This is a genomic window from Ruminococcus sp. AM26-12LB, from assembly GCF_003480785.1.
In the GTDB taxonomy this organism is placed as follows: Bacteria; Bacillota; Clostridia; order Lachnospirales; family Lachnospiraceae; genus Blautia_A; species Blautia_A fusiformis.
Genome location: NZ_QUJX01000003.1, coordinates 211,483 through 231,900, shown reverse-complemented (window position 1 = coordinate 231,900; position 20,418 = coordinate 211,483). Strand labels below are relative to the sequence as shown.

Below are 20,418 nucleotides of genomic sequence, written 5' to 3'. Positions count from 1 at the left end.
TTTGCCATTATGTTACTTTACGGCACATGAGCATTTGCACCTGGGTTGTCGTTTCCATATCCTTCTAACAGGTTAATAACACCCCATACTGCAAGTCCGGCTCCAATCGCCACCACAAGTGTCTGCAAAATATTGATTGCCTGATTAAAAAACGCCATATTCGTTGTCTCCTTTCAAATCTCTGTATTTCTCTGGTTTCTATCTTTAAGAAGTCTTTTCCGGCTCTGCCCTTACGGGTGGCCTTTCATGATCTCTCAAATCCATCACCTCCCAAAAGGGCAAAGAAAAAAGAGCTATGTGTCCGAATCTTTCACATGCTCTGCTTCCTTGTTTTCTGTATTTAATTCTCCTGCCAGACTCTCTTCCGAAAACTCATACAGGTCAAATTCCTGTGTCCTCGTCAGTTTCACTTCCATCCGATGCCGCATATACGCTTCCACATCAAACTCATTTTTCTTATCGTAGTCTGACAGCTCCTTATACCGTTTGTGTTTGGTAATATCGAACTTGTCACTGAAAAATGGTCTTACACCTCGAAGCTGCAAGATACATTTGCTGCCATCCATGACCGCAAGTTCGTCCCGGCTCATCAATTCCTTTCCTGTTTTTTGATAGTTCATCCCGTAAGAACGGCTCTGTCCACGGGTGTCCGAAGTGTTATATAAATCAATCGTTTCTTTTCCCAGCGTCTCGGAAATCTCCTTTAAGGTCGAACTTTCCTTACCGCCAAGGAATAACATCGTGTCGCAGTTGCCTAAGATTGTTTCAGCTGCATCTTTGTAGATTGTCTTTAACTGGGACTGCGACTGGAGGATAATGGATGCAGAGATTTCCCTGCTACGAATGGTGGCAATCAGCTTGTCAAACTTTGGAATCTGACCGATATTTGCGAACTCGTCACAGAGGATTCTGACATGATATGGCAATCTTCCATGATCTACATCGTCCGCTCTGTCACATAACAGGTTGAATAACTGGCTGTACATCATCGCCACAACAAAGTTAAAAGTATCATCCGTATCAGAAATGATAATAAACAGTGCTGTCCTCTGGTCACCTACCATATCCAGTTCCATCTCATCATAGCTCATGATCTCACGAAGCTCTGCAATGTCAAACGGTGCAAGCCTTGCACCACAGGAAATCAAAATACTCTTTGCTGTTTTTCCTGCCGCCAGTTTATATTTCTTATACTGACGTACTGCAAAATGCTCCGGTTCTTCCTTTTCCAGTTCCTCAAACAGCATATCTACTGCATTTTTAAATGTCTCATCATCTTCCCTTGTTTCCGAAGCGTTGATAAACTCAAGCAGGGTCGCAAAGTTCTGTTCTTCTTCCGGTGCTTCATACCAGATATAGCCGATCAGGGCACAGTACAGAAGCCTCTCTGCTTTCGTCCAGAAATCCTCACTGGACTTCTCGCCTTCCCCTTTCGTGTTCACCATAATCGTATTTACCAGTTTCAAAATATCCTTTTCTGAATGGATATAGTGGAAGGGGTTATAGTGCATACTCTTGGAAAAATTAATCGTATTCAATACTTTCACTTTATATCCATGCCGTACCAGCATCTTTCCGCACTCAATGATGATCGTCCCTTTCGGGTCCGTGACCACATAACTGATGTATTTTCCCATCTGCATCAAGTTGGGTTTTACATAAAAACGTGTCTTTCCTGAGCCAGATCCGCCAATCACAATCACGTTCTTGTTCCTCGCAAATTTCGGATTCTTTGGTCTGCCATTCATGGTCAGCCGTTCCGTCATGGTCAGCAGGATATTGTTCTCAAATACCGGGTCGATAAAGGGTGCAATGTCTTTTGCCGTCCCCCATCTTGCCGAACCATACTCCACTCCCTGCCGGAACTTTTTGGCATTTTTCCCTTTCATATAGACCAAGAGCTTCACCGCCACGGCTCCTGTAATCCCAACCAGCAATTCATTTTTATGCATACTTGGAAGAATCCTGCTGAATGCCATCTGGAAATTTAAGACCAGTACCATCAGTCTTTCTATCATGGAATCACCCACACAGTATTGATATAACCATGCCAGCTTATTTCCCACATAAAAGATCACGATATACGGAAGATTCATCAGAACAATCCGAAGCAGCTTATGTACATCCACCGGCGGTAACCTCTCCAGGTATCCTTTTCCTACACCAAGCAATTTCTGTAATCTGCTCATAATGACGGCTCCTTCTCCTTTCCTTTTGTTTTCTCCAGTTCTCTGTGCTTTGCAAGCGATTTGGTGATTGCCTGCTGTAACTTCTTCCTCACAGATGGTTTTTTGTCCTTATTCAACGTCTGTCCTGTATATTCCTTAAAAGCGGCAGTCATCACATCGGCATCTCTTGCCTTAAAGAACACATAATATCTTGGCGGGTCAGCAGTCACATCTTTTTTCAGACTGAAATCAATGCTGTACTTTTTTGCTACCCGTTCAAAAGACTTGATGTTTCCATCTGTGATCTCAATGTTGGACAGCTGTACATTCTGCTTCATCAGCTTATCAAGACTCTGTTTTCCCTTATAGGTCTTATCCTCCTTTTCCTTCTGGGGCTGTTTCTGTCCCTGCTGTTTTTTCTCCTGCTCCATCTTTGCAAGAGCCTTTACCATGGCAGCTTTCAGCAAGTTGGCAGTGACCTTGCCGCAGCGGATACAAAGTGAGACTGTTTTCTCATTCACTTCATCCTGCAATCACACCACGCCCTTTCTTCTTTCACTGCTGTCTTATCCTCATTTATCACATTGCTGCTCCTTTCCTCTCTTTTCTGCCAGTTTCATATATTCTTTTTCTGATTCTGCCCCCACTTTGATACAGCACCAAAGGACAAATCCATATACCAGAAATACTGCAGCTGCAGCAACGATCAATACTGTTTTTGTCATCTTCTTTTCTCCCTAATTCTTTTGAAATTTTATAAAAGGGCATCTATGAATCCTGTGTCCATAAATGCCCTCATCCATTACTAAGAAATCTTATGATCTCTTATTTCTTCTTTTTGCGAAGAATCACTGTTCCACCAAGACCAGCCATTCCAGCCCCTGCAAGCAGAATCCAGAACAGAATCGGTGTATTATCTCCTGTCTTTGGTGAAGTCGATTTCTTTGTTTCTTCTGTGGTTTTTGTCTCCGGTGTTGGTGTGGTTTCTGGTGTTTCCGTCGGTGTCTCTGTTGGAGTTTCCTCTGGTTTCGCCTCATCCTTCATCACAACCTTCTGGATTTCTCCAGTATCTTTGACCGTAAACTTCACATCTTCTGCAACCAGATAACCATCCGGTGCAGTTTCTTCACGGAGGATATATTCCCCGATTGGAAGCATCTCAATATAGTGTGGTTTTTTCTCAGATGTCCAGCTTTCTACGGTCTTTCCATCTTTATCAAGGATCGTCAGTTTCGCTCCTGGCAGCTCCTTACCGGAAATATCGGTCTTGGAAATCTGCACTTTTGTCACATCATCCTTCATTTCCACCTTCTGTACTTCACCGGTATCTTCCACCGTAAAAGTGATGCTCTCTGCTGTCACATAACCGTCCGCAGGAAGTGTTTCTGTCATGGTGTACTTCTTGCCAGCGGTCAGTTCTTTGATGATATGTGGTTCTTTACCAGAAGTCCATTCATCCACAGTGTTTCCACTCTCATCTGTAACTTTCAGTTTTGCTCCCTCAATCTCCTTTCCGTCTGTCAGGGATGTTTTGGTAAACTCTACGGTTGTCGGCTCATCTTCAAAAGTAAACACATAAGACAGTGTTTCCTTATCTGCCCCACCATATTCAAAAGTAAATTCCTGTACCTGGTCTGTTGTCGCAAATCCCGGTGCCGGAGAAGTTTCTTTCACATAGTAGGTATAGCCAAGTGGCAGATCTGCCGTAAAGGTCAGTTTTCCTTCCTTATCCGTAGCCTGCTCCTCAATAACCGTATCCGCTTTCAAGATCACATCGCCCTTTGCATTGACAATATTTTCTTTATTGCACAGGGCAAATACAGCCCCTTCCAGTACACGGTCGGAATCTTTTTCTTTCTTTAACACGTTTACTTCTGCTCTCTGGCGTTTGTTCTGCCAGTCAGCAGAATAAGTAACAACTGCGGTATTCTGGTCACGGTAAGTCAGATCCACTTCACGAGCTTCTCCATCCAGGACATATCCATTTGCTGTCTCTTTCTCTTTGACACAGTATTTGCCAAGAGGAAGGTCTGTCAGTTTCGCCACTCCTGTTTCATCCGTCGTGATCGTTGCTATCAGTGCATCCTTTTTGTAGTAATCTTCACTCTCACCATCCGCCGCTTTTATATCTTCTAAGGCATAAACCTCAAAAGTAACGTCTTTCAGGGAACCGGAAAGATATTCAAACAGATGCTTCATCCATCCGCCAATGGAATCCAGTGCAGATATTTTCTCCAGGAACTCACCTTTTTTATTGATGATAAGTGTTCCGGTTGGCACTGCATCTTTCATCTCTACCTTCTGGATTTCAGCAGTATCGTCCACAGTAAAGGAAACTTCTTCCGCCATCAGATAGCCATAAGGAGCCATTTCTTCACGAAGAGTATATGTCTCCCGGGCTGTGAGTCTTTCAATCAAGTGTTCCTCACCCTTTACAGACTTCCATGTATCTACCACATTTCCATCCTTATCAAGCACCGTAAGCGTTGCCCCGGAAAGTTCCACGCCTGTCGTAATATCGGACTTCGTAAAGGTTACTTTTGTCGGCTGGTTCTTAAATACAGATTCCAGCTCTACCATTTTCACATCCTGTCCCTGATATTTGGCAGTCACTTCCAAAGTCTCAAAAGAAGAGACATACCCTGCCGGAGCTGCAAGTTCTTTGATATAGTAAGTACTAAATGGAAGGTCAACGTCAAATACTGCCTTTCCATCTTCCCCACTGACTGCTTTTCCAAGTAAGGTATCTGCCTTCACAATCACTTCTTCATGTGCCAGAATATCTTCTTTTGCATAGATACCAAACTCTGCACCCGCCACAACCGTTTTTGTCTCTGCATCCTGTTTGACTACGGACACTTCCACTTTCTGGCGGTCATTCTCAAAGGTTGCTGTCTGCTCAATAACTGGTGTTTTCTGGTCTTTGTATTCAAATGTTACTGTCTGTGCTTCTTCATTTAACACAAAGCCCTCTGGTGCTGTCTTTTCAACAATCTTATAGGTTCCAAGTGGAAGGTCAGCGATCTGTGCCTTTCCATCCTTATCCGTGGTAACAGTTCCTACCAGTTCCCCAGAAGCATACTCCAGGATACGGTTTCCATTATCATCTTTCTGGAAATCTGCTGTATAAATATCTTCGGCAGCATATACCTCAAAGACTGCTCCCTCCAGAGTTTCTTTCTGATAAGTAAAGTCATCTTTATAACCATTTAAGACCTCACCCTGTTTTACGATGTTCAGTTCTCCCTTAACCGGATGATTCTCGTATGCGATCTCAATGATCACATCGCCGGAAGTTCCGTCCATCTGATATGCTGTATTGGAATCTACATCTACCTCATAGTAATTCTCATTGAGCGTATATCCATAAGGTGCGTTCACTTCCTCAATACGGTAATGTCCAATCTTCAGATTCTGTGGAAGGATTAAGTATCCCTGCTCATCTGTAAAATAAGATTTGTGTTTTACCGTCGTCGGATACGTTGTTACCTGCTCCACATACTTTTCTGTATCCAGGTTAAAAATCTTAAACTCCGTATTTTTCTGAAGGACTGCTTTCTTTGTCTCATCGTCCTGTTTGATAATCTTCAGCTTCGCTTCAAACTCTTTGTCAAGCAGCACCCTCCATACCTGCGGTGTAGTCGGATGATTCTCTGTAATCTGTACGATGAAATCATTGACCGGAGTGTAATTATGTGGTGTGGTTGTTTCACGGACGATGTAAGTTCCATACGGAATCGCAATACTGCGGGCATACCCTTTCTCATCTGTAAAGATCTCTGTTGCACCATTTTCCCCGATCACTACCGGCTTGGCAGAACCAAAGTCATAGCTGCCATCTTCTTTTACTGTCAGGGAAGATACCAGATAAGCGGTAAATCCTGCACCTTTCAGTAAATCGGCATCTGTCTTTCCGTTGTTCGCTGCCTTGATGATTTCAAATGGCTGCTTCATTACCTGTTCCAGAGACAGACAGTCACGTTTTACTTCCGCTACAAAATCACCCTCATAGTTGCAGACCAGATCATGTTCTTCTTCATCTGCCAGGTAACCCGTTGGAGGAGTAATCTCTTTTACATAGTAATTGCCAAGATATAATCCATCTACAGAAGCCTGTCCATTCTTATCTGTTGTAAGAGTGGCAACCTGCTCACCCGCTTCGTAGATCACACCAGTTGCTCCATCCGGATGGACAATATCCTCACGGGCATATAGTCCATAGACTGCCTTTTCTAAAGTAGCATCTCCCTGTGGAACAGCCTTCTTTGTTTCTTTGTCCTGCTTCTGTAAGGAAATCTTTGCTGTCACACGCTCGTTTTTGAAGGTATGCTTAAATGTCAGTTTCGCTTCCTTATCGTTTGTATAAGAAAAAGTAAACGTATAGATATCATCCGCATTTCTCAGATAGCCTTCCGGAGCCTGTACTTCCTTTACATCATAGGAAAATCCCAGCGGCAGATCTGCGGTAAACTTCGCCGTTCCATCATTTCCAGTTGTCACTTTCTCAATCAGAGTGCCTTTCTTTACAACAACCGTTCCATCTGCATTTTTAATGTCACTGGCTGCATAAAGTCCAAAAATTCCTCCATCCAGAGGATTTTCTGTATCCTTATCCTGCTTTGTCACAACTACTTCTGCTTTCTGTCTGTCATTCGTAAAAGTTGTCTCAGAAAAAACAACATCTACATTCTGTCCTGCATAAGAAAGAGTGACTGACTTTTCTTCCCCGGCATTATAAAATCCGGTCGGAGCCTGTTTTTCTTTGATGATATATGTACCAAGATGCAGGTTTTTCAGAATGACTGCCCCATTCGAGTCTGTTGTCAGATTCTCTTTGACCAGATCACCCTTGCTGTAAACCTTGGCACCATAAGCAGTTTTAATATCTGCTCCGGCATACACATCATAAATCGCACCTTTCTGTCTGCGTTTCTCATACTTAAATGTTGTTCCATTCTCGGTGACATCTGCACCTGTCAGAACCTGACCTTCTTTATAAACAGTCAGCTGTCCCATCTGTTCTTCATCCGGAACAGTCACAGTCGTTGTTTTGCTGACTTCCAGTTTTACATTGTAGGCAGTTGCATTGATACGGTATCCTGTCGGAGCTGTAATCTCTTTCAGATATACAGTGTCCTGTGTCTTAATGATCTGTACGGACGATTCCCCGTTCGCATCGGTTGCCGGTAACTTTGTGATCAGCTTTGTACAGTTTGCATCACTGTATAAACCAAACACTGCACCAGACAGCTTTGCGTCTGCTTTTGCATCTTTTTTAATCACCTTCACACTTGCGTGCTGCACCCAGGTTACTTTGAAGTCCACATATTTCTCATCATCAACACCTTCACCAAATACCAGGGCCAGGTCCTGTGAACCAGATCCGGTACTGATCTTATATGCAGAATAATCTTTTGTTACACTGCCTTTCATCGTTGCCGACCAGCTTCCTGCGACATCCTGTACCTGTGTAAGAGGTGCAGATAAGTAAAACTTGGTTCCACCACTGATTTCCACTGCTTCACCAGCTTTGCTTGTCTTTCCGGTTGTCACGTTGTGAAGTTTCACACCACTTGGAAGTTTCATTGTGATACTCTGCAGTTCATCTGCTTTAAAAATGATTTCCTTTGTTCTCTGGCTGTTGCCATCTACATAGGCTGTCACATCTGCATCAGAAAAACTCATATCTACATCTGGAATCTCCGGCTGTGAAATACAGTAATTATACAGTTTCATTGCAAGTGTCTTTGCTGTACCGCTTGCACCGGAAAAGGCAGAATCTCCACCATTAGCATAAGATGCTGCCAGATGTACCAGAATAAATCTGGCACCTGCACTTAGGTTTCCATATCCATTTTCCTCTGTGAAAAATCCTTCATCACCGGAAGCCTTTGTGCCATAGTAACAAACCTTTGCCAGCTTCTTACCATCACTGAGCTTTGTAATATCATAAGTACCACTTCCCGGACTGGATTTAGAAGGCTCCACGCAATATGCTGTTGCAGAAACATTACCAAACTGAACCGTATATTTGTAAGTCAGATAACTTCCATACCCGTAATCCGAATACTGATAACAGGTTCCTCTTGTTACTGTAACTTTCTTGGTACTCTGTGTTGCAATGTCTGTTGCCATGAAAGTAACCGCTTCTCCTTCTTCCATAGAATAAAGGTCGATACCGTTCTCCGCTGCCTGATCCATTACTTCTGAAACAGCCAGACCGGATTCTTCATCTGTCGTCACTTCCTGCTCATCTGTAAGATCAGTTACAATTTCTTTTGACCCGTCCGAATCAGCATCTTCATCCGCATTACCGGAATCTTCTGTTTCACCGGCATTTCCTTCACCAGCTGTATTTTCAGAAGAACTCTTTGTCTGTGCTTCTGTTTCCGGCTCTTTTACCGTAATGTTTCTGCTTACTCTGTAAGCTGGGTGACCGCTGACTGGCTCTACTGCATAGACAGCTTTGTAGGTATCCGGTGTATGTGCGTCAAAATCTGTACCGGCTTCACTCTTTGCTTCATGGAATAAAACTTTCACCTTTTTTTCATTCACGCCCTCTATACCGGACAGATCGACTTCCACTTCAAATTCTTCTCCATAGGGAATCTCAATATCCTTTGCTTTCACAATTTCATCTTCATCAAGAGTATCCTGCACATACTGCAGTTCCGGATATTGCTGTTCAAATGAAGTTGTCTCCGGTTCTAATTCAGAAGCAGAAACCGTGACTGGTTGAACGATAACAGACGCCAAAGTTGCAACTGCCATAAATCCCGACAAGAATCTTTTAAATCGCATTTTCATTTTGACTGAGTCCTCTCTTTCTTCGATAATTTACTCCACTTTCGTTCAGGCTTACACCTGCATGAATCAATCATATAAACCACCTCCCTTGTGTCTTGGATTGACTTTTAAATAAAAACAGGATTGAGCTATTAAGCCGCAAGAGGTAATTCGTAATCATTCCTGCCAAGGGTGCCTCTCATCCATTGCCCTTCACGTTGCCACCGAATACCCGCCGCCAGATGCGTAGCTGGGAAATTCAGGTATCCTCTTGCTGCTGATATGAAATTGTCAAGGTTCACTTTTAGGAGGGAATTTATTGTTTTGAATTAAAATAGACATTTGCCCCTCCACTAACCGCATGTGTGAAAGGGCAAAAATTAACCTGTTTGAAATTTTTTTAGAAAATTTTTTGAAACAGCAAAAATTTACAAAGTTTCCAGCCTGTCTTTTAGTTTCTGCAATACTTTGTTTTTCCTGTTTCTGATTGTCTTTGTACAACACCCGAAATACTGTGCTGTTTTTTTAACTGTGTACTCTTCAAAAAATAATAGTCTTATCAATTCCATTTCTTCTTCAGACAAATATTTCAGTGCTTCCTGCAGCTCTTGTATTTCTGACACCCTGATGACTATTTCTTCTGGTGATAATATATGCAAATAACTGTTGTAACTCGTTTCTCCTACTTTTTCTATTCCGCATACACCATTTTTCTGCATTTTTTCAAGCTGGTATCTTTCTTTTCTTCTTGACTGGTACCATGCCAGATATACGTCTCTGGTAACTTCTACGAGAGTTTCATTTACACGCAGCACATACCGTTGTCTTTCCTTTGGTTTTTTACCACGCATCTTTTATTCTCCCTTCTGAAGCACTCCGATCAGTCTGCCTGCATTTCTTCTCATTTTCTGCTTTGCCTGTGAAATACATTTTGATACTGCCGGTTCTGTAATTCCAAACACCCGTGACACTTCTCTTTGTGTCCGTTGCTGAAAATAAATTTGATGGATCACCTGTCTCTGCCGGTCAGTCAGCAGATCCATGAATTCTCCAATAACTTCTTCTATAATCAGTTTTTCAAGTACATTCTGCCTTTTGTCCACCAATTCACACCAGCCTTCTGAAATATGGCTATATGAAATGCAATTATTATGTTCTCGTACCTCCCTGTTCCTGCACAGCCGATCTTCACCTTCTAATATCAACCGCACATACCAGGGCTGATTATCAAAAAAATCTTCCTTAACAACTATTATTTTTCTTCCTGCTTCATATACATAATCTCGACAGGTAAATAAAGAAAAAACCGTTCCATAATCACCTGCACAATAGAAAACATATCCTGTCTGATACGCAATAATTTCCGCACCATCTATCAGTCTATGCTTTACAACTGCCACATCGTTTTCTCTTAAATACCTGGCGGATGGAACCTTTCTTCTTTCTTCCCTGTTACCTACAACCTGTTTCAATTCCTGCAATGTCAGCATGATTACCACCCTTCTGCCTGCTGGCAACAGGTGCCCATCAGCAGAAAGGATAGGATTATTACTGATCTACTGGCAAAAGGGCAGTAAAAAACAGCTTCCGGCACACCCGTTTTTTTTAACGAGAGCCTGAAACTTCCTTACTGCCCTTTCTGCTAATTTACAGCAGCCTCTATTTTATTTTCCGTCTGATGTCCCGGTCAGACTTCTTTGCATTTCTTTCTGTTTTTATGTTCTTTTCATTTTCCATCAAAACAGAATAGTCTCCCATTGCATCATAGGGACACTGCTTCCGATAGATTAAATTTTCTTGTCTGGTCATCAATCCTGTCTCCCTTCCTTGTTTCTGTCTCTTTCTCTCTGTTTGCTATTTTAACAGCACAAAAAACTATTATCCTTAGCATATATGGGGAGTTTTTTTGTTTTACACCCCATATATGGTGAAATTTCACCTGTACTCATTAAAACTTTCTATCAGTGAATCTATTGTCTGCATGATAATTTTCTGCTCTTTCCATTCCATCTTCTGAATACGATAAAATACTTCCTCAAACTGCTTTCTTTTTTCTGCATCGTCCCTCTCTTTTCCCATCAGGATATTGGCATCTGTTTCCAGGATCTCAATCATCTTCCTGAAAATCTCAACAGACATTGCCGTTTGCCCTCCTTCTATCCTGCTGACCGTATTGACACTGATACCTGCTTTTTCCGCAAAAGATTCCTGTGACAACTTCATTTCCTGCCTGCGTTTTCTGATCCGTTCTCCCAATTCAATAAGTTCTGTGGAAATTGCACGATTGCTCAATACGGTGTCTCCTTTCCTGCAATTTATCCCAGCTTTACGACATTGTGTCGCAAAGTTTCCAGAAAAAAAGCAGCTAATTTTGTCTTAGCTGCTTTTCAAAAGATCTATTTCATTTTATTCTCGGTATTTTATGTATTCCTGTAATAACTGTGAGCAAGAAAACACTAAGATAAATGATTGCCTGTCCAACCATTGCCAGAAGAACGACACTTCCTATCAATCCTCCGATCAGAAAATTCATTATCCATACTGCCAGTGTTCCTCCAAGGTCAAACCCTCTTGGAACCATCCAGACACACATTTTTCCAATTCCGAATGGTATCCCCATCAGTAGCAACAGCAATAAATAATTGCACTTCCCATCCTGGATACAAAGCGGTCTCAGCACTGCAAACAATACAACAATCACCAGTGCTGGAACAATAACTTTTTTTATCATATTTCTCATGTTCCTTTATCCTCCATACATATCGTGATTAACCTCTGCCTGATAATAGCTGTTTATCGTTGCCGGGGCATTATACAGGGCAGTCAAAAGATATGCTTTAATGTTTCCAACCTTGGTCGTATTTCGATTCAGACAAAACAGCACATATTCGATATGTGAATAATTCAGCTTCATAAACCTGCTTTTCACCAAAGCAACTGGCTTTTCTGTCCCTGCGATCCGAATCATACTGTCCTCCGGCATCATCATAACTTCAATCATCAGTTCTACCAGTTCATCCACATCTTCTTTGGCATGATATTGATAATCTATGTTTTCATGAATCACTTCACGATATGCCCGCATCTCCTCCATCACATCTCTTTTCTTTTTCAGATTGCCTGATATGATTGGATAGGATTGATTTATCTCAGTTTCACTAATATCAGTCTTGTTAATATCAGTATTATTAGATTGTGATTTCGGATATTCTGGTTTTGTGATTTCCACTATTCTTGAATGATGATTTTCACAATTTTGGAATTGTGATTCTGGAAATTCTTGATTTGTGGTTTTCATCATTCCTGAATTGTGATTTTCACCATTCTGTAATTGTGATTCCACACAATCCTGAATTGTGGATTTCACTACTCCTGAATGATGATTTTCACAATTCAGAAAAGTGCCTGTTTTTTCCCTATTCTCAGCTTCTGATTGCAGATTTGCACACTCTTCATGGTTTCCCTGCTCAGATTGCAGATCTGCACATTTTCTATAATTTTTCTGCTCTGATTGCAAATCTGCACAGCTATCCATCGGCTTTTGGTCTGGCACTTCTCTGAGCATAAAATTTTTCACATAAATAACATTAGGCTTTCCCAGACCCAGACGTTTCTTTTCAATCAGTCCAATCCCATTATTACTGTCCAACTCTTTTACCAGCTTCACTGCCTTTTGGGTTCCACAGTTCATCAGCTCTGCAATTTCTTCCACCGTGAAAATAATATATACTCTGTCCTCTGAATCCAGCCATCGGTTCTTAATGCTCAGGCTCATACGGTCCAGCATCAGACCGTATAATACCTTTGCTTCACAAGAAAGAGCTTTAAAGCATGGTTCTGTAAACAGCACTTTCGGGACACGATAAAAGCTATATTGTTCCGCTTCCATTCCCGTAAAATAATCAAACTGTATCTTCTGCATCTGCTACTCCTTCTCTGTTTTGTTTCCATTTATCCAAAAGCATAAAAATAACTTCTTCTATCTGTTCTTTAGAATATGTCTCTGGAAAATAATTGCCGATTCTTTTTGCCGGAATGGTTACATTGATTTTACTGTTTTCTTTTTTCAATAAAACGGCATAGATATAACCCTGATTTAATTTTCCATTTGCACTGCATTCCTTTAATTGTTCTGCCTGTTGTTTTGTCGGAAAGATATTACTGTTGACAATTCCTTCCAGAAGCCATTCCTGTTCCTGTGGTTTCAGATAAGACAATTTTTCTCCCACTATCATAGGGATTTTATTATCGTCCACATATTCCAATAATCCATCTGATAATGAAGCCAGACGGATATATCTCTGCACAGTTCTTCCACTGTCCCCGGCTGTTTCACCAACCATATCTGCCGTATATTTTTCACCTTTACTTCCCTGGTGCTTCATAGCATCATATTTCATCTTATAGGCATGGGCCTTTTCACTTGGCAGAATATTTTCACGCTGAATGTTGGAATCGACCATAATTATGACAGCTTCATCATCTGTATAGTTTCGGACAAGGACCGGCATAGTTGTTTTGCCACACAGTTCACAGCCTCTTTTTCTCCTGTGACCTGAAATCAGTTCATATCCACCTTCTGATCGGGGTCTTACCAGAGCAGGATTTAAAACACCGTAGTTTTTAATACTCTCTACTGTCTCAGCCATTTTTTCATCATCGCTTACATGAAATGGATGATTTTTGAAAGGATAGAGCTTTTCCAGTTCTATTTCCACAACCTGGTTCATACTCTTTTCCGGTGATTCTTCTAATCCCAGTAACTCATCATAAGAGGTAAGCTGAATCTCTTTTTTCGGTCTACGCATGTTTCAACACCTCCTGAACCAGTTCTCTGTAACTGTCTGCCCCTTTGCTTTTTCCATCATAAGCAAATATACTTACACCTTCAGATGCTGTTTCTGCAAGACTTTCCGTTCTCGGAATCGTCTGCTCAAAAATCTTAATGTCATTTCCATATGTAGTTTTAATTGCCTGTTTGTTTCTCTTTGCATTATTGTAACGGCAATTATCCATTGTGAACAAAATACCTTCTATCTGCAATTCCGGATTAAACCTCTGATGGATTCCTTTTACCACTTTCAGTAATTCCATAAGTCCATCCGCCGCATAATATTGTGGCTGTACCGGAATCAGAACGCTGTCCGCTGCACTCAACGCATTGATTGTCAACATTCCCAATGATGGCATACAGTCAATCAGAATATAATCATATTCATCTTTCAATAGTTCCAGATACTCTTTCAGTACTTTTTCCCTATCCTCAACAGTAAATAAGGACATATCCATTCCGGCAAGCAATTTATTGGACGGAATCAGATCCATCCCTTCTTCATGGTGCAAGACTGCTTCCTTTGGATCAAACTCCAGTCCCATGATGATATTTTCCATCATACTCTTTAAAGTCACTTTGAGATTTTTGGGAAATCCCATTCCCATTGTCAGATGTCCCTGCGGATCTGCATCTACCAGCACTACTTTTTTCCCATTCTTTGTCAGTCCGGCTCCCAGATTGATGGTTGTCGTTGTTTTGGCTACTCCGCCCTTCTGATTTGCAATAGCAATTACTTTACACATATACCTTCCTCCGATTTACTGTTTTTCTTCTACTTCTACATAAACACGAAAATATTTACTTGTTCCTTTATTTGCATAAGCATCAGATACTTCCAGGACATCCAATTCCTTATGATTTTCCAAAATACGTCGAAACCATTGAATGTCCCTCAAAGTACCCTGTAATCTAATTTTCAGCATATATATCCTCCCAGTCTTTGTAAAAGCAATACTCTGGATAACGGATTTTAATAGCTTCCCAGAAATACCGGGCATATCCACAGCAAAACAGATCCTCTACGGTATAACACTGACATTCTTTCAACTGATCTTCTTCTGCTTCGTAATCTCCGACGCTTGGTGTTCCATTACAATACAGGTTAAATGCCATACGGACAATTCGTAAACTTCCACTGGTCTGCCACCCTTCCTGCAGGCATTCCGTTTTTACACATCCAGTTTTAAAATTATAGATTTTATTCACATTATCTCTTGTGTCTCTGTCGATACCCAGGCAATAAATCAAAGCCCGATGGTAGACATCCTGATATCTGCATTTTTTCAGATATTCCTCATAAAATTTTTCGTGTTCCCTACTCTTGAAAGTAATTGTGCGAGAATTGCTATTCTCTGCTCTTAACGCTGTGTTTGTCATTTTCGTTTTCCTCCTGAATTTTTAATATTTTGGTATAAAAAAGACACTCCATTTCTGGAATGCCCTATAAAAAATAGGGACACCCGCTTTTGACAAGTATCCCTATAATCTATCAATAATCTGATAGCTCTCTATTCATTTTCATATTCAAGATTCTTTGTGTTCCCCGTCTCGAGGTCTAACGCAACAACAACGGTTACTTTCTTCACAAGGCTCTTTTCTTTGTGATTTTCACCTATTTTTCTGAAACTGAAAAACTCCACAAAGTGCGTAAATTCAAGGATTTCTACATATTTTTCCTTTGTAGCAACACCACAGTCTCCACATGGGCGGTGCAAGAGAACAAATCCATATATTATGGAAAGAAAACTTTTAATTTTGAAGTGTAGTAGTCACCTGGTAGAACCCGATTAACGATTATCAGCAAGGGGTGCATACAATATATACCCGATTAACGATTGCCCCTACATTCCCGAATTTAAAGTCGTTTATTTGTAGTCTCCTGGTAGTCTCACCCCCGGCGGACGCCAAATTATGCCCCAGTTTGCCCCATTATTCCGAGGATTGCGAGTAGTCATGGAGTTCTGCCGTGGCAGATGAAAAATATTTTTATCATTGTTTTATTTCTCCTTGATTTGCCCGGAAATGCCCTGTTTTGCAATGGATTTCGGGGATTTGTGAAATGTGTGTTTTAGCTGCCATCTTGGCAAAATGGGGCAAGATTAAGCAAGTTATTGCGTGATCTTATCATTTCCAAGCAGAATACCAAACAAAGCATATCCCAGCATTCCAGCCTCATATCCTGTCAGTGTAAAGGGAAAATAGATATCCTTTTCTTTTACAAGTTTACAAAGCAGCCTTCCTGCAAAAATCCCACCTGCGGTCACTCCGAAGAAGGTAACTGGAAATATCACAGTATCTGCTTTAATACTTGCCCGATAAAAAGTATAAAACAATGAGATTAGAAGTGTAAAATTCATAACCAATGCCTGAAGTCCTTCAATTCCCTCTGGGCGGATCAGTTTTTTCTCTCTGCAGATTATCCCAATAATAAGCATTATGATCACGGGTAAAATTACTTGTGATAAACTCACTATTGTTCAGCCTCCCGTACCTGTTTCTCAGCATTCCACTGCTACTTTAATCACACCATCTCTCTTATTTTCGAACAATTCATATGCCTCTTCAATCCTGTTTAACGGATATGTATGCGTAATCAGCGGTTCCGTGTTGATCTTACCTTCTGATATCAGCTTCAGAATTTCTTCGCAATCGCAGCCATCCACTCCACCTGTTTTAAAAGTGAGATTTTTACCATACATATCTGGGAGTGGTAACATCTGCGCTTTATCGTAAAGCGCAACCACTGTCACGATTGCATTTGGTCGGGCACATTCCCACGCCAGTTTAAATGTCGATTCTGCTCCGGCAACTTCAAGGACTGCATCAGCTCCACCATGCTCACTATTAGTCTTAACAAACTCTTTACAGTCTTCCGGTGAAACAGTAAGAATCTCCGGATAATGCTCATTAATAAAGCGAATACGTGTCTCGTCCTTTTCACATATAATGATCTTCGCTGGATTTTTCAGCATAACACTAAGTAAAGTACATATTCCCGTTGGACCGGCTCCAATGATTAGTACAGTATCTTCCTCTGTGATTTCAGAAATACGTGCTGCCCAATAACCAGTAGCAAGAACATCTCCTACCAGTAAAGCCTGTCTGTCCGTAACACCTTCCGGGATTTTATTCAATCCCTGATCTGCAAAAGGAACCCGGACATATTCTGCCTGTCCCCCATCGATACGACAGCCAAGTGCCCAGCCACCATTCTTGTCGGTACAATTGTTTACATATCCTTTCTTACAGAAAAAACACTCTCCGCAAAAGGTTTCTACATTTACAGTCACCCGGTCTCCCGGTTTTACATGCGTCACCTTAGAACCGACTGCCTCAACAATACCTACCATCTCATGGCCAACTGTAATTCCCGGGACTGCACGCGGAACACTTCCGTGTTTAATATGCAGGTCACTGGAACAGATGCTGGCCAGTGTCACCTTTACAATGGCATCTCGTTCATGCATGAGCACTGGTTTCGGTTTTTCCATTAGTTCAAATTTTCCCTTTGAAACATATGTATAAGTCAGCATTATTTTGCCCCCATCTATTAGAATGTATGCTAGTAAAATATCCGGTACGGAACACATCTGTTCTTATACCGGATATTTCTGATTCTATTTTGTATACACTGTTTTACCTCTTGCTATTACCTCAACAAGCTGCAGGTCCTGATCCAGGATACAAAGATCCGCATCATAGCCCTCTTCAATCTTTCCTTTTCCATTAAGGCGAAGGATTTCTGCCGGATTGGATGTTATTGTTGAAAGTGCAATTTCCAACGGGATATCCGCTTTAAACACACACTCTTTAACTTCCTTCAGAAGGCAGCTGGACTGTCCAACGCCCATTCCAAGGAATTCGCCATCACTACTGTACATCGGAAGGCTTCCCTGTCCATCAGAAGAAATTGTCATGCGGTTAGGATTTACTCCTGCATCTAACATCCGTTTGATACCATTACATACTCGTACCTCATCACAGATAGTTTCCCAATAGTCAATATCTTCATTTCCGGTAAAATCTACTGCTCCGCCTTTCAGCGCATATTCCATTGACTTGCAGAAAAGCAGCTCATTTCGATTGATATGTGTTGGCAATATTTGAGAAGCCGGTATCTCTGTCTCATCTACCACCCGTTCAATAAGATCTAAGCATCTCGGACTGTCACCAAGATGAACATTTACAATACCAGCTTTCCCGGAAAGAACACCACCAAGTCTTGTATCCGCAACGACACGTACAAATTCCTCAAAAGTCGGCTGTGAAGACCGATGATCAGAGATCGCGATTTCTCCAGTTCCAATGATTTCCTGAATCATCATAATATCTTTCACAATACTGTCAGTCAACGTACGAACCGGAATCTGATAACTGCCTGTATAACAGTATGCAGACATTCCCTGCTCATTCAATCCTTTTGTCTTTGCAACCAGTGCACATATATCACGACCGATCCCATCTGTTCCAAGACAGCCAACAACTGTTGTTACTCCAAACTTCGTAAGTCCTTCCATAGTTGCTTCTGGAGTACGATTGGCGAATCCACCTTCGCCACCGCCTCCTAGTACATGAACATGACTATCAATGAATCCCGGAGTTAAAAGTAACCCCTCTCCATTGATCATTTCTGCCTCAGAAAGAAATCCGTCTGCGGATATAGAACCTGGATCTTTAATCTTAACAATCTTATCATTGATCACAAGTACATCTTTTTTCCCCAGATGCTGTGGATCATAAACATCAATATTCTGAATTAATTTCATCATAAATCACTCCCAATTATCCAATGCATGTTTTAGAATCCAATCCCAACTGCAATAAGAACTGTAATGATTGCACCAATCATTAAGACGCCAAGGAATTTCCACATGAATTTAATCCAGTTAGACCACTCGATCTTTGCAATTGCAAGAGATCCGATCAGACATCCGGATGTAGGAACAATCAGATTTGTAAATGCATCACCAAGCTGGAATGCAACTACAGCTGTCTGTCGTGAAACACCTAACAGGTCTGACAGTGGAGCCATGATCGGCATTGTGATCGCAGCCTGTCCTGTTCCGGATACAACAAAGAAGTTAAATACGGACTGGAACAGATACATAAGTACTGCTGCAACCGCTCCGGAAACTCCAGACAATGCATTTGAAATATTATACATAATTGTATTGATAACTGTAGGTGTGGTCGGATCAGATCCACCAAGAACCTGCATGATACCCTGTGCCATAGCAACAACAAGTGCAGCACCAATCAGATCTTTTGCCCCATCTTTGAATGATATTGCAATATCATTTAGTTTCATATCGTTCAGTTTAAAGATAACTCCGATCACACCGGAAACAATTCCCATAATAAAGAACTGTGTAGCAATCTCCGGCATGTAGTATCCTTGAGTCATAACTCCCCAAACTACCCATACTACTGTAGCAGCCAGTGTCAGAAGAACTAAAATGTGTCCAAGACCAAATGAATGTCCTTCGTCAATTCCTGTTTTTTCATTCTGCTCACGGAAATATGAATCAGTCTTATATGCGATTGAGATTGTCGGAGTCTTTTTGATCTTTGATGCATAGAACATAGTCATTCCACAGCCGAGTGCTGTAAATACTACCCACATTACCATACGGAATCCTGCTCCGGAGAATACGTCAATACCTGCAATACCCTGTGCAATACCTACAGAGAATGGATTCATCCAAGATGAACCAAAACCAATCTGTGTTGCAACATAAGTAACAAGAACTGCGATAACTGAATCATATCCAACTGCTACAAACAACGGACAAAGAATCATAGTAAACGGAAGCGCTTCTTCTCCCATCCCGAAAACTGCTCCACCAAGAGAAAACAGTACGAAAAGTATCGGAATCAGTAGTTTTTCTGCTCCCTCTGCCTTACGGATCAATCCGATCAATCCGGATTCAATCGCACCTGTACGGATCATGATACCGAATGCACCACCTACTACCATAAGAAATGCGATAATCTCGATTGCAGAACTATTTACGATTCCGTTATACATATAGTTAAAAAATCCTGTTCCACCATCTCCACTAAAGAGTGCTACTCCTTCTGTTACTACATTTCCTGTATCATCTGTCAGATACTGGAAACTTCCGTCTTTGATTACTGTACGGGTTTTCTCAACACCATTGATCATATATGAAATATCCTGTGTTTCGTAAAATCCCTTTGGTACAAGAAATGTCATAAGTGCTGCGAAAACAACTACAAAAAAGATGATAATGTAGGTATCAGGCACTTGGAATCCCTTGTTAAAAGACTTTAACCCTTTTCCTTCGTTTTTGCTCATTTTTGAATCTCCCTCCCATTTTTGATATACTATATTAGTGTACCACAAAATGCTTAAAATCCAACTAAAACTTTACATATTTTATCAAATTTATTTATTTTATAAGAACCTGTCAAATCATCTTAACCAAATGCAGATCCACACCTTTTTGAAACATGAAATAATCCCAGTATTTCCTGTATTTATGACACCAATAGCTACACCATGTCAGATTATGATCATTGGACCAGACTATATAAAAAAATGATGTTGGATATTATGTTCAGCACCATTTTTCATTAAACCTGTCAATATTATTTTTCAAAAAAACT

18 protein-coding genes and 1 pseudogene are annotated in these 20,418 nt (G+C 41.1%); all 19 read right to left on the bottom strand.

Annotation, left to right across the window (positions count from 1 at the left end; all coding sequences use genetic code 11):
- Nucleotides 1-29: 29 nt before the first annotated feature.
- Nucleotides 30-158: pseudogene (locus DW694_RS03295) on the bottom strand (Maff2 family mobile element protein); the annotation flags it as partial.
- 135 nt (nucleotides 159-293) lie between these two features.
- Complete coding sequence (locus DW694_RS03290) at nucleotides 294-2,096, bottom strand: VirD4-like conjugal transfer protein, CD1115 family (RefSeq protein ID WP_353615794.1); 1,803 nt, start codon at nucleotides 2,094-2,096, stop codon at nucleotides 294-296.
- 89 nt (nucleotides 2,097-2,185) lie between these two features.
- Entirely contained in the window at nucleotides 2,186-2,701 is a 516-nt protein-coding gene (locus DW694_RS03285; RefSeq protein ID WP_117548360.1) for a PcfB family protein, read from the bottom strand.
- Between the two features lie 39 nt (nucleotides 2,702-2,740).
- Nucleotides 2,741-2,893 carry a hypothetical protein gene (locus DW694_RS16835; protein WP_004612794.1) on the bottom strand — a complete coding sequence of 51 codons (153 nt, stop codon included), beginning with the start codon at nucleotides 2,891-2,893 and terminating at the stop codon, nucleotides 2,741-2,743.
- A gap of 100 nt (nucleotides 2,894-2,993) precedes the next feature.
- Complete coding sequence (locus DW694_RS03280; protein WP_118752531.1) at nucleotides 2,994-8,975, bottom strand: SpaA isopeptide-forming pilin-related protein; 5,982 nt, start codon at nucleotides 8,973-8,975, stop codon at nucleotides 2,994-2,996.
- A 407-nt stretch (nucleotides 8,976-9,382) separates the two neighbouring features.
- The gene (locus DW694_RS03275) at nucleotides 9,383-9,805 is read right to left on the bottom strand and encodes a sigma-70 family RNA polymerase sigma factor (RefSeq protein ID WP_005338497.1); all 423 of its coding nucleotides are present in this window, start codon (nucleotides 9,803-9,805) and stop codon (nucleotides 9,383-9,385) included.
- Nucleotides 9,806-9,808: 3 nt separating this feature from the next.
- Nucleotides 9,809-10,444 (bottom strand): sigma-70 family RNA polymerase sigma factor, encoded by a 636-nt coding sequence (locus DW694_RS03270; protein ID WP_118408418.1) that lies wholly within the window; start codon nucleotides 10,442-10,444, stop codon nucleotides 9,809-9,811.
- Nucleotides 10,445-10,613: 169 nt separating this feature from the next.
- Nucleotides 10,614-10,763, bottom strand: coding sequence for a hypothetical protein (locus DW694_RS16830; RefSeq protein WP_004612798.1), 150 nt, complete (start codon nucleotides 10,761-10,763; stop codon nucleotides 10,614-10,616).
- Between the two features lie 126 nt (nucleotides 10,764-10,889).
- On the bottom strand, nucleotides 10,890-11,246 hold the full coding sequence (locus DW694_RS03265; protein ID WP_083864366.1) for a helix-turn-helix transcriptional regulator: 357 nt from the start codon (nucleotides 11,244-11,246) through the stop codon (nucleotides 10,890-10,892).
- 109 nt (nucleotides 11,247-11,355) lie between these two features.
- Nucleotides 11,356-11,694, bottom strand: coding sequence for a DUF6050 family protein (locus DW694_RS03260; protein ID WP_117494604.1), 339 nt, complete (start codon nucleotides 11,692-11,694; stop codon nucleotides 11,356-11,358).
- Nucleotides 11,695-11,700: 6 nt separating this feature from the next.
- A complete protein-coding gene (locus DW694_RS03255) occupies nucleotides 11,701-12,843 on the bottom strand; it encodes a DUF6017 domain-containing protein (protein ID WP_353615793.1) in 1,143 nt (380 codons plus the stop codon).
- A 13-nt stretch (nucleotides 12,844-12,856) separates the two neighbouring features.
- Nucleotides 12,857-13,762 (bottom strand): ParB/RepB/Spo0J family partition protein, encoded by a 906-nt coding sequence (locus DW694_RS03250; RefSeq protein ID WP_117548358.1) that lies wholly within the window; start codon nucleotides 13,760-13,762, stop codon nucleotides 12,857-12,859.
- Entirely contained in the window at nucleotides 13,755-14,531 is a 777-nt protein-coding gene (locus DW694_RS03245) for an AAA family ATPase (protein WP_096241086.1), read from the bottom strand. Before DW694_RS03245 ends, DW694_RS03250 begins: the two co-directional genes overlap by 8 nt.
- A 15-nt stretch (nucleotides 14,532-14,546) precedes the next feature.
- Nucleotides 14,547-14,711, bottom strand: coding sequence for a hypothetical protein (locus tag DW694_RS16825; protein WP_166462287.1), 165 nt, complete (start codon nucleotides 14,709-14,711; stop codon nucleotides 14,547-14,549).
- Nucleotides 14,698-15,165, bottom strand: coding sequence for a DUF6075 family protein (locus DW694_RS03240; protein ID WP_117548357.1), 468 nt, complete (start codon nucleotides 15,163-15,165; stop codon nucleotides 14,698-14,700). The genes DW694_RS16825 and DW694_RS03240 overlap by 14 nt, the downstream gene beginning before the upstream one ends.
- 731 nt (nucleotides 15,166-15,896) lie before the next feature.
- Nucleotides 15,897-16,259 (bottom strand): hypothetical protein, encoded by a 363-nt coding sequence (locus tag DW694_RS03230; protein WP_110102986.1) that lies wholly within the window; start codon nucleotides 16,257-16,259, stop codon nucleotides 15,897-15,899.
- 27 nt (nucleotides 16,260-16,286) lie between these two features.
- The gene (locus DW694_RS03225; RefSeq protein ID WP_015524494.1) at nucleotides 16,287-17,321 is read right to left on the bottom strand and encodes an alcohol dehydrogenase; all 1,035 of its coding nucleotides are present in this window, start codon (nucleotides 17,319-17,321) and stop codon (nucleotides 16,287-16,289) included.
- Nucleotides 17,322-17,405: 84 nt separating this feature from the next.
- On the bottom strand, nucleotides 17,406-18,554 hold the full coding sequence (iadA, locus tag DW694_RS03220) for a beta-aspartyl-peptidase (RefSeq protein WP_110102987.1): 1,149 nt from the start codon (nucleotides 18,552-18,554) through the stop codon (nucleotides 17,406-17,408).
- 32 nt (nucleotides 18,555-18,586) lie between these two features.
- Entirely contained in the window at nucleotides 18,587-20,107 is a 1,521-nt protein-coding gene (gene yfcC, locus DW694_RS03215; RefSeq protein ID WP_021650661.1) for a putative basic amino acid antiporter YfcC, read from the bottom strand.
- Nucleotides 20,108-20,418: the final 311 nt, after the last annotated feature.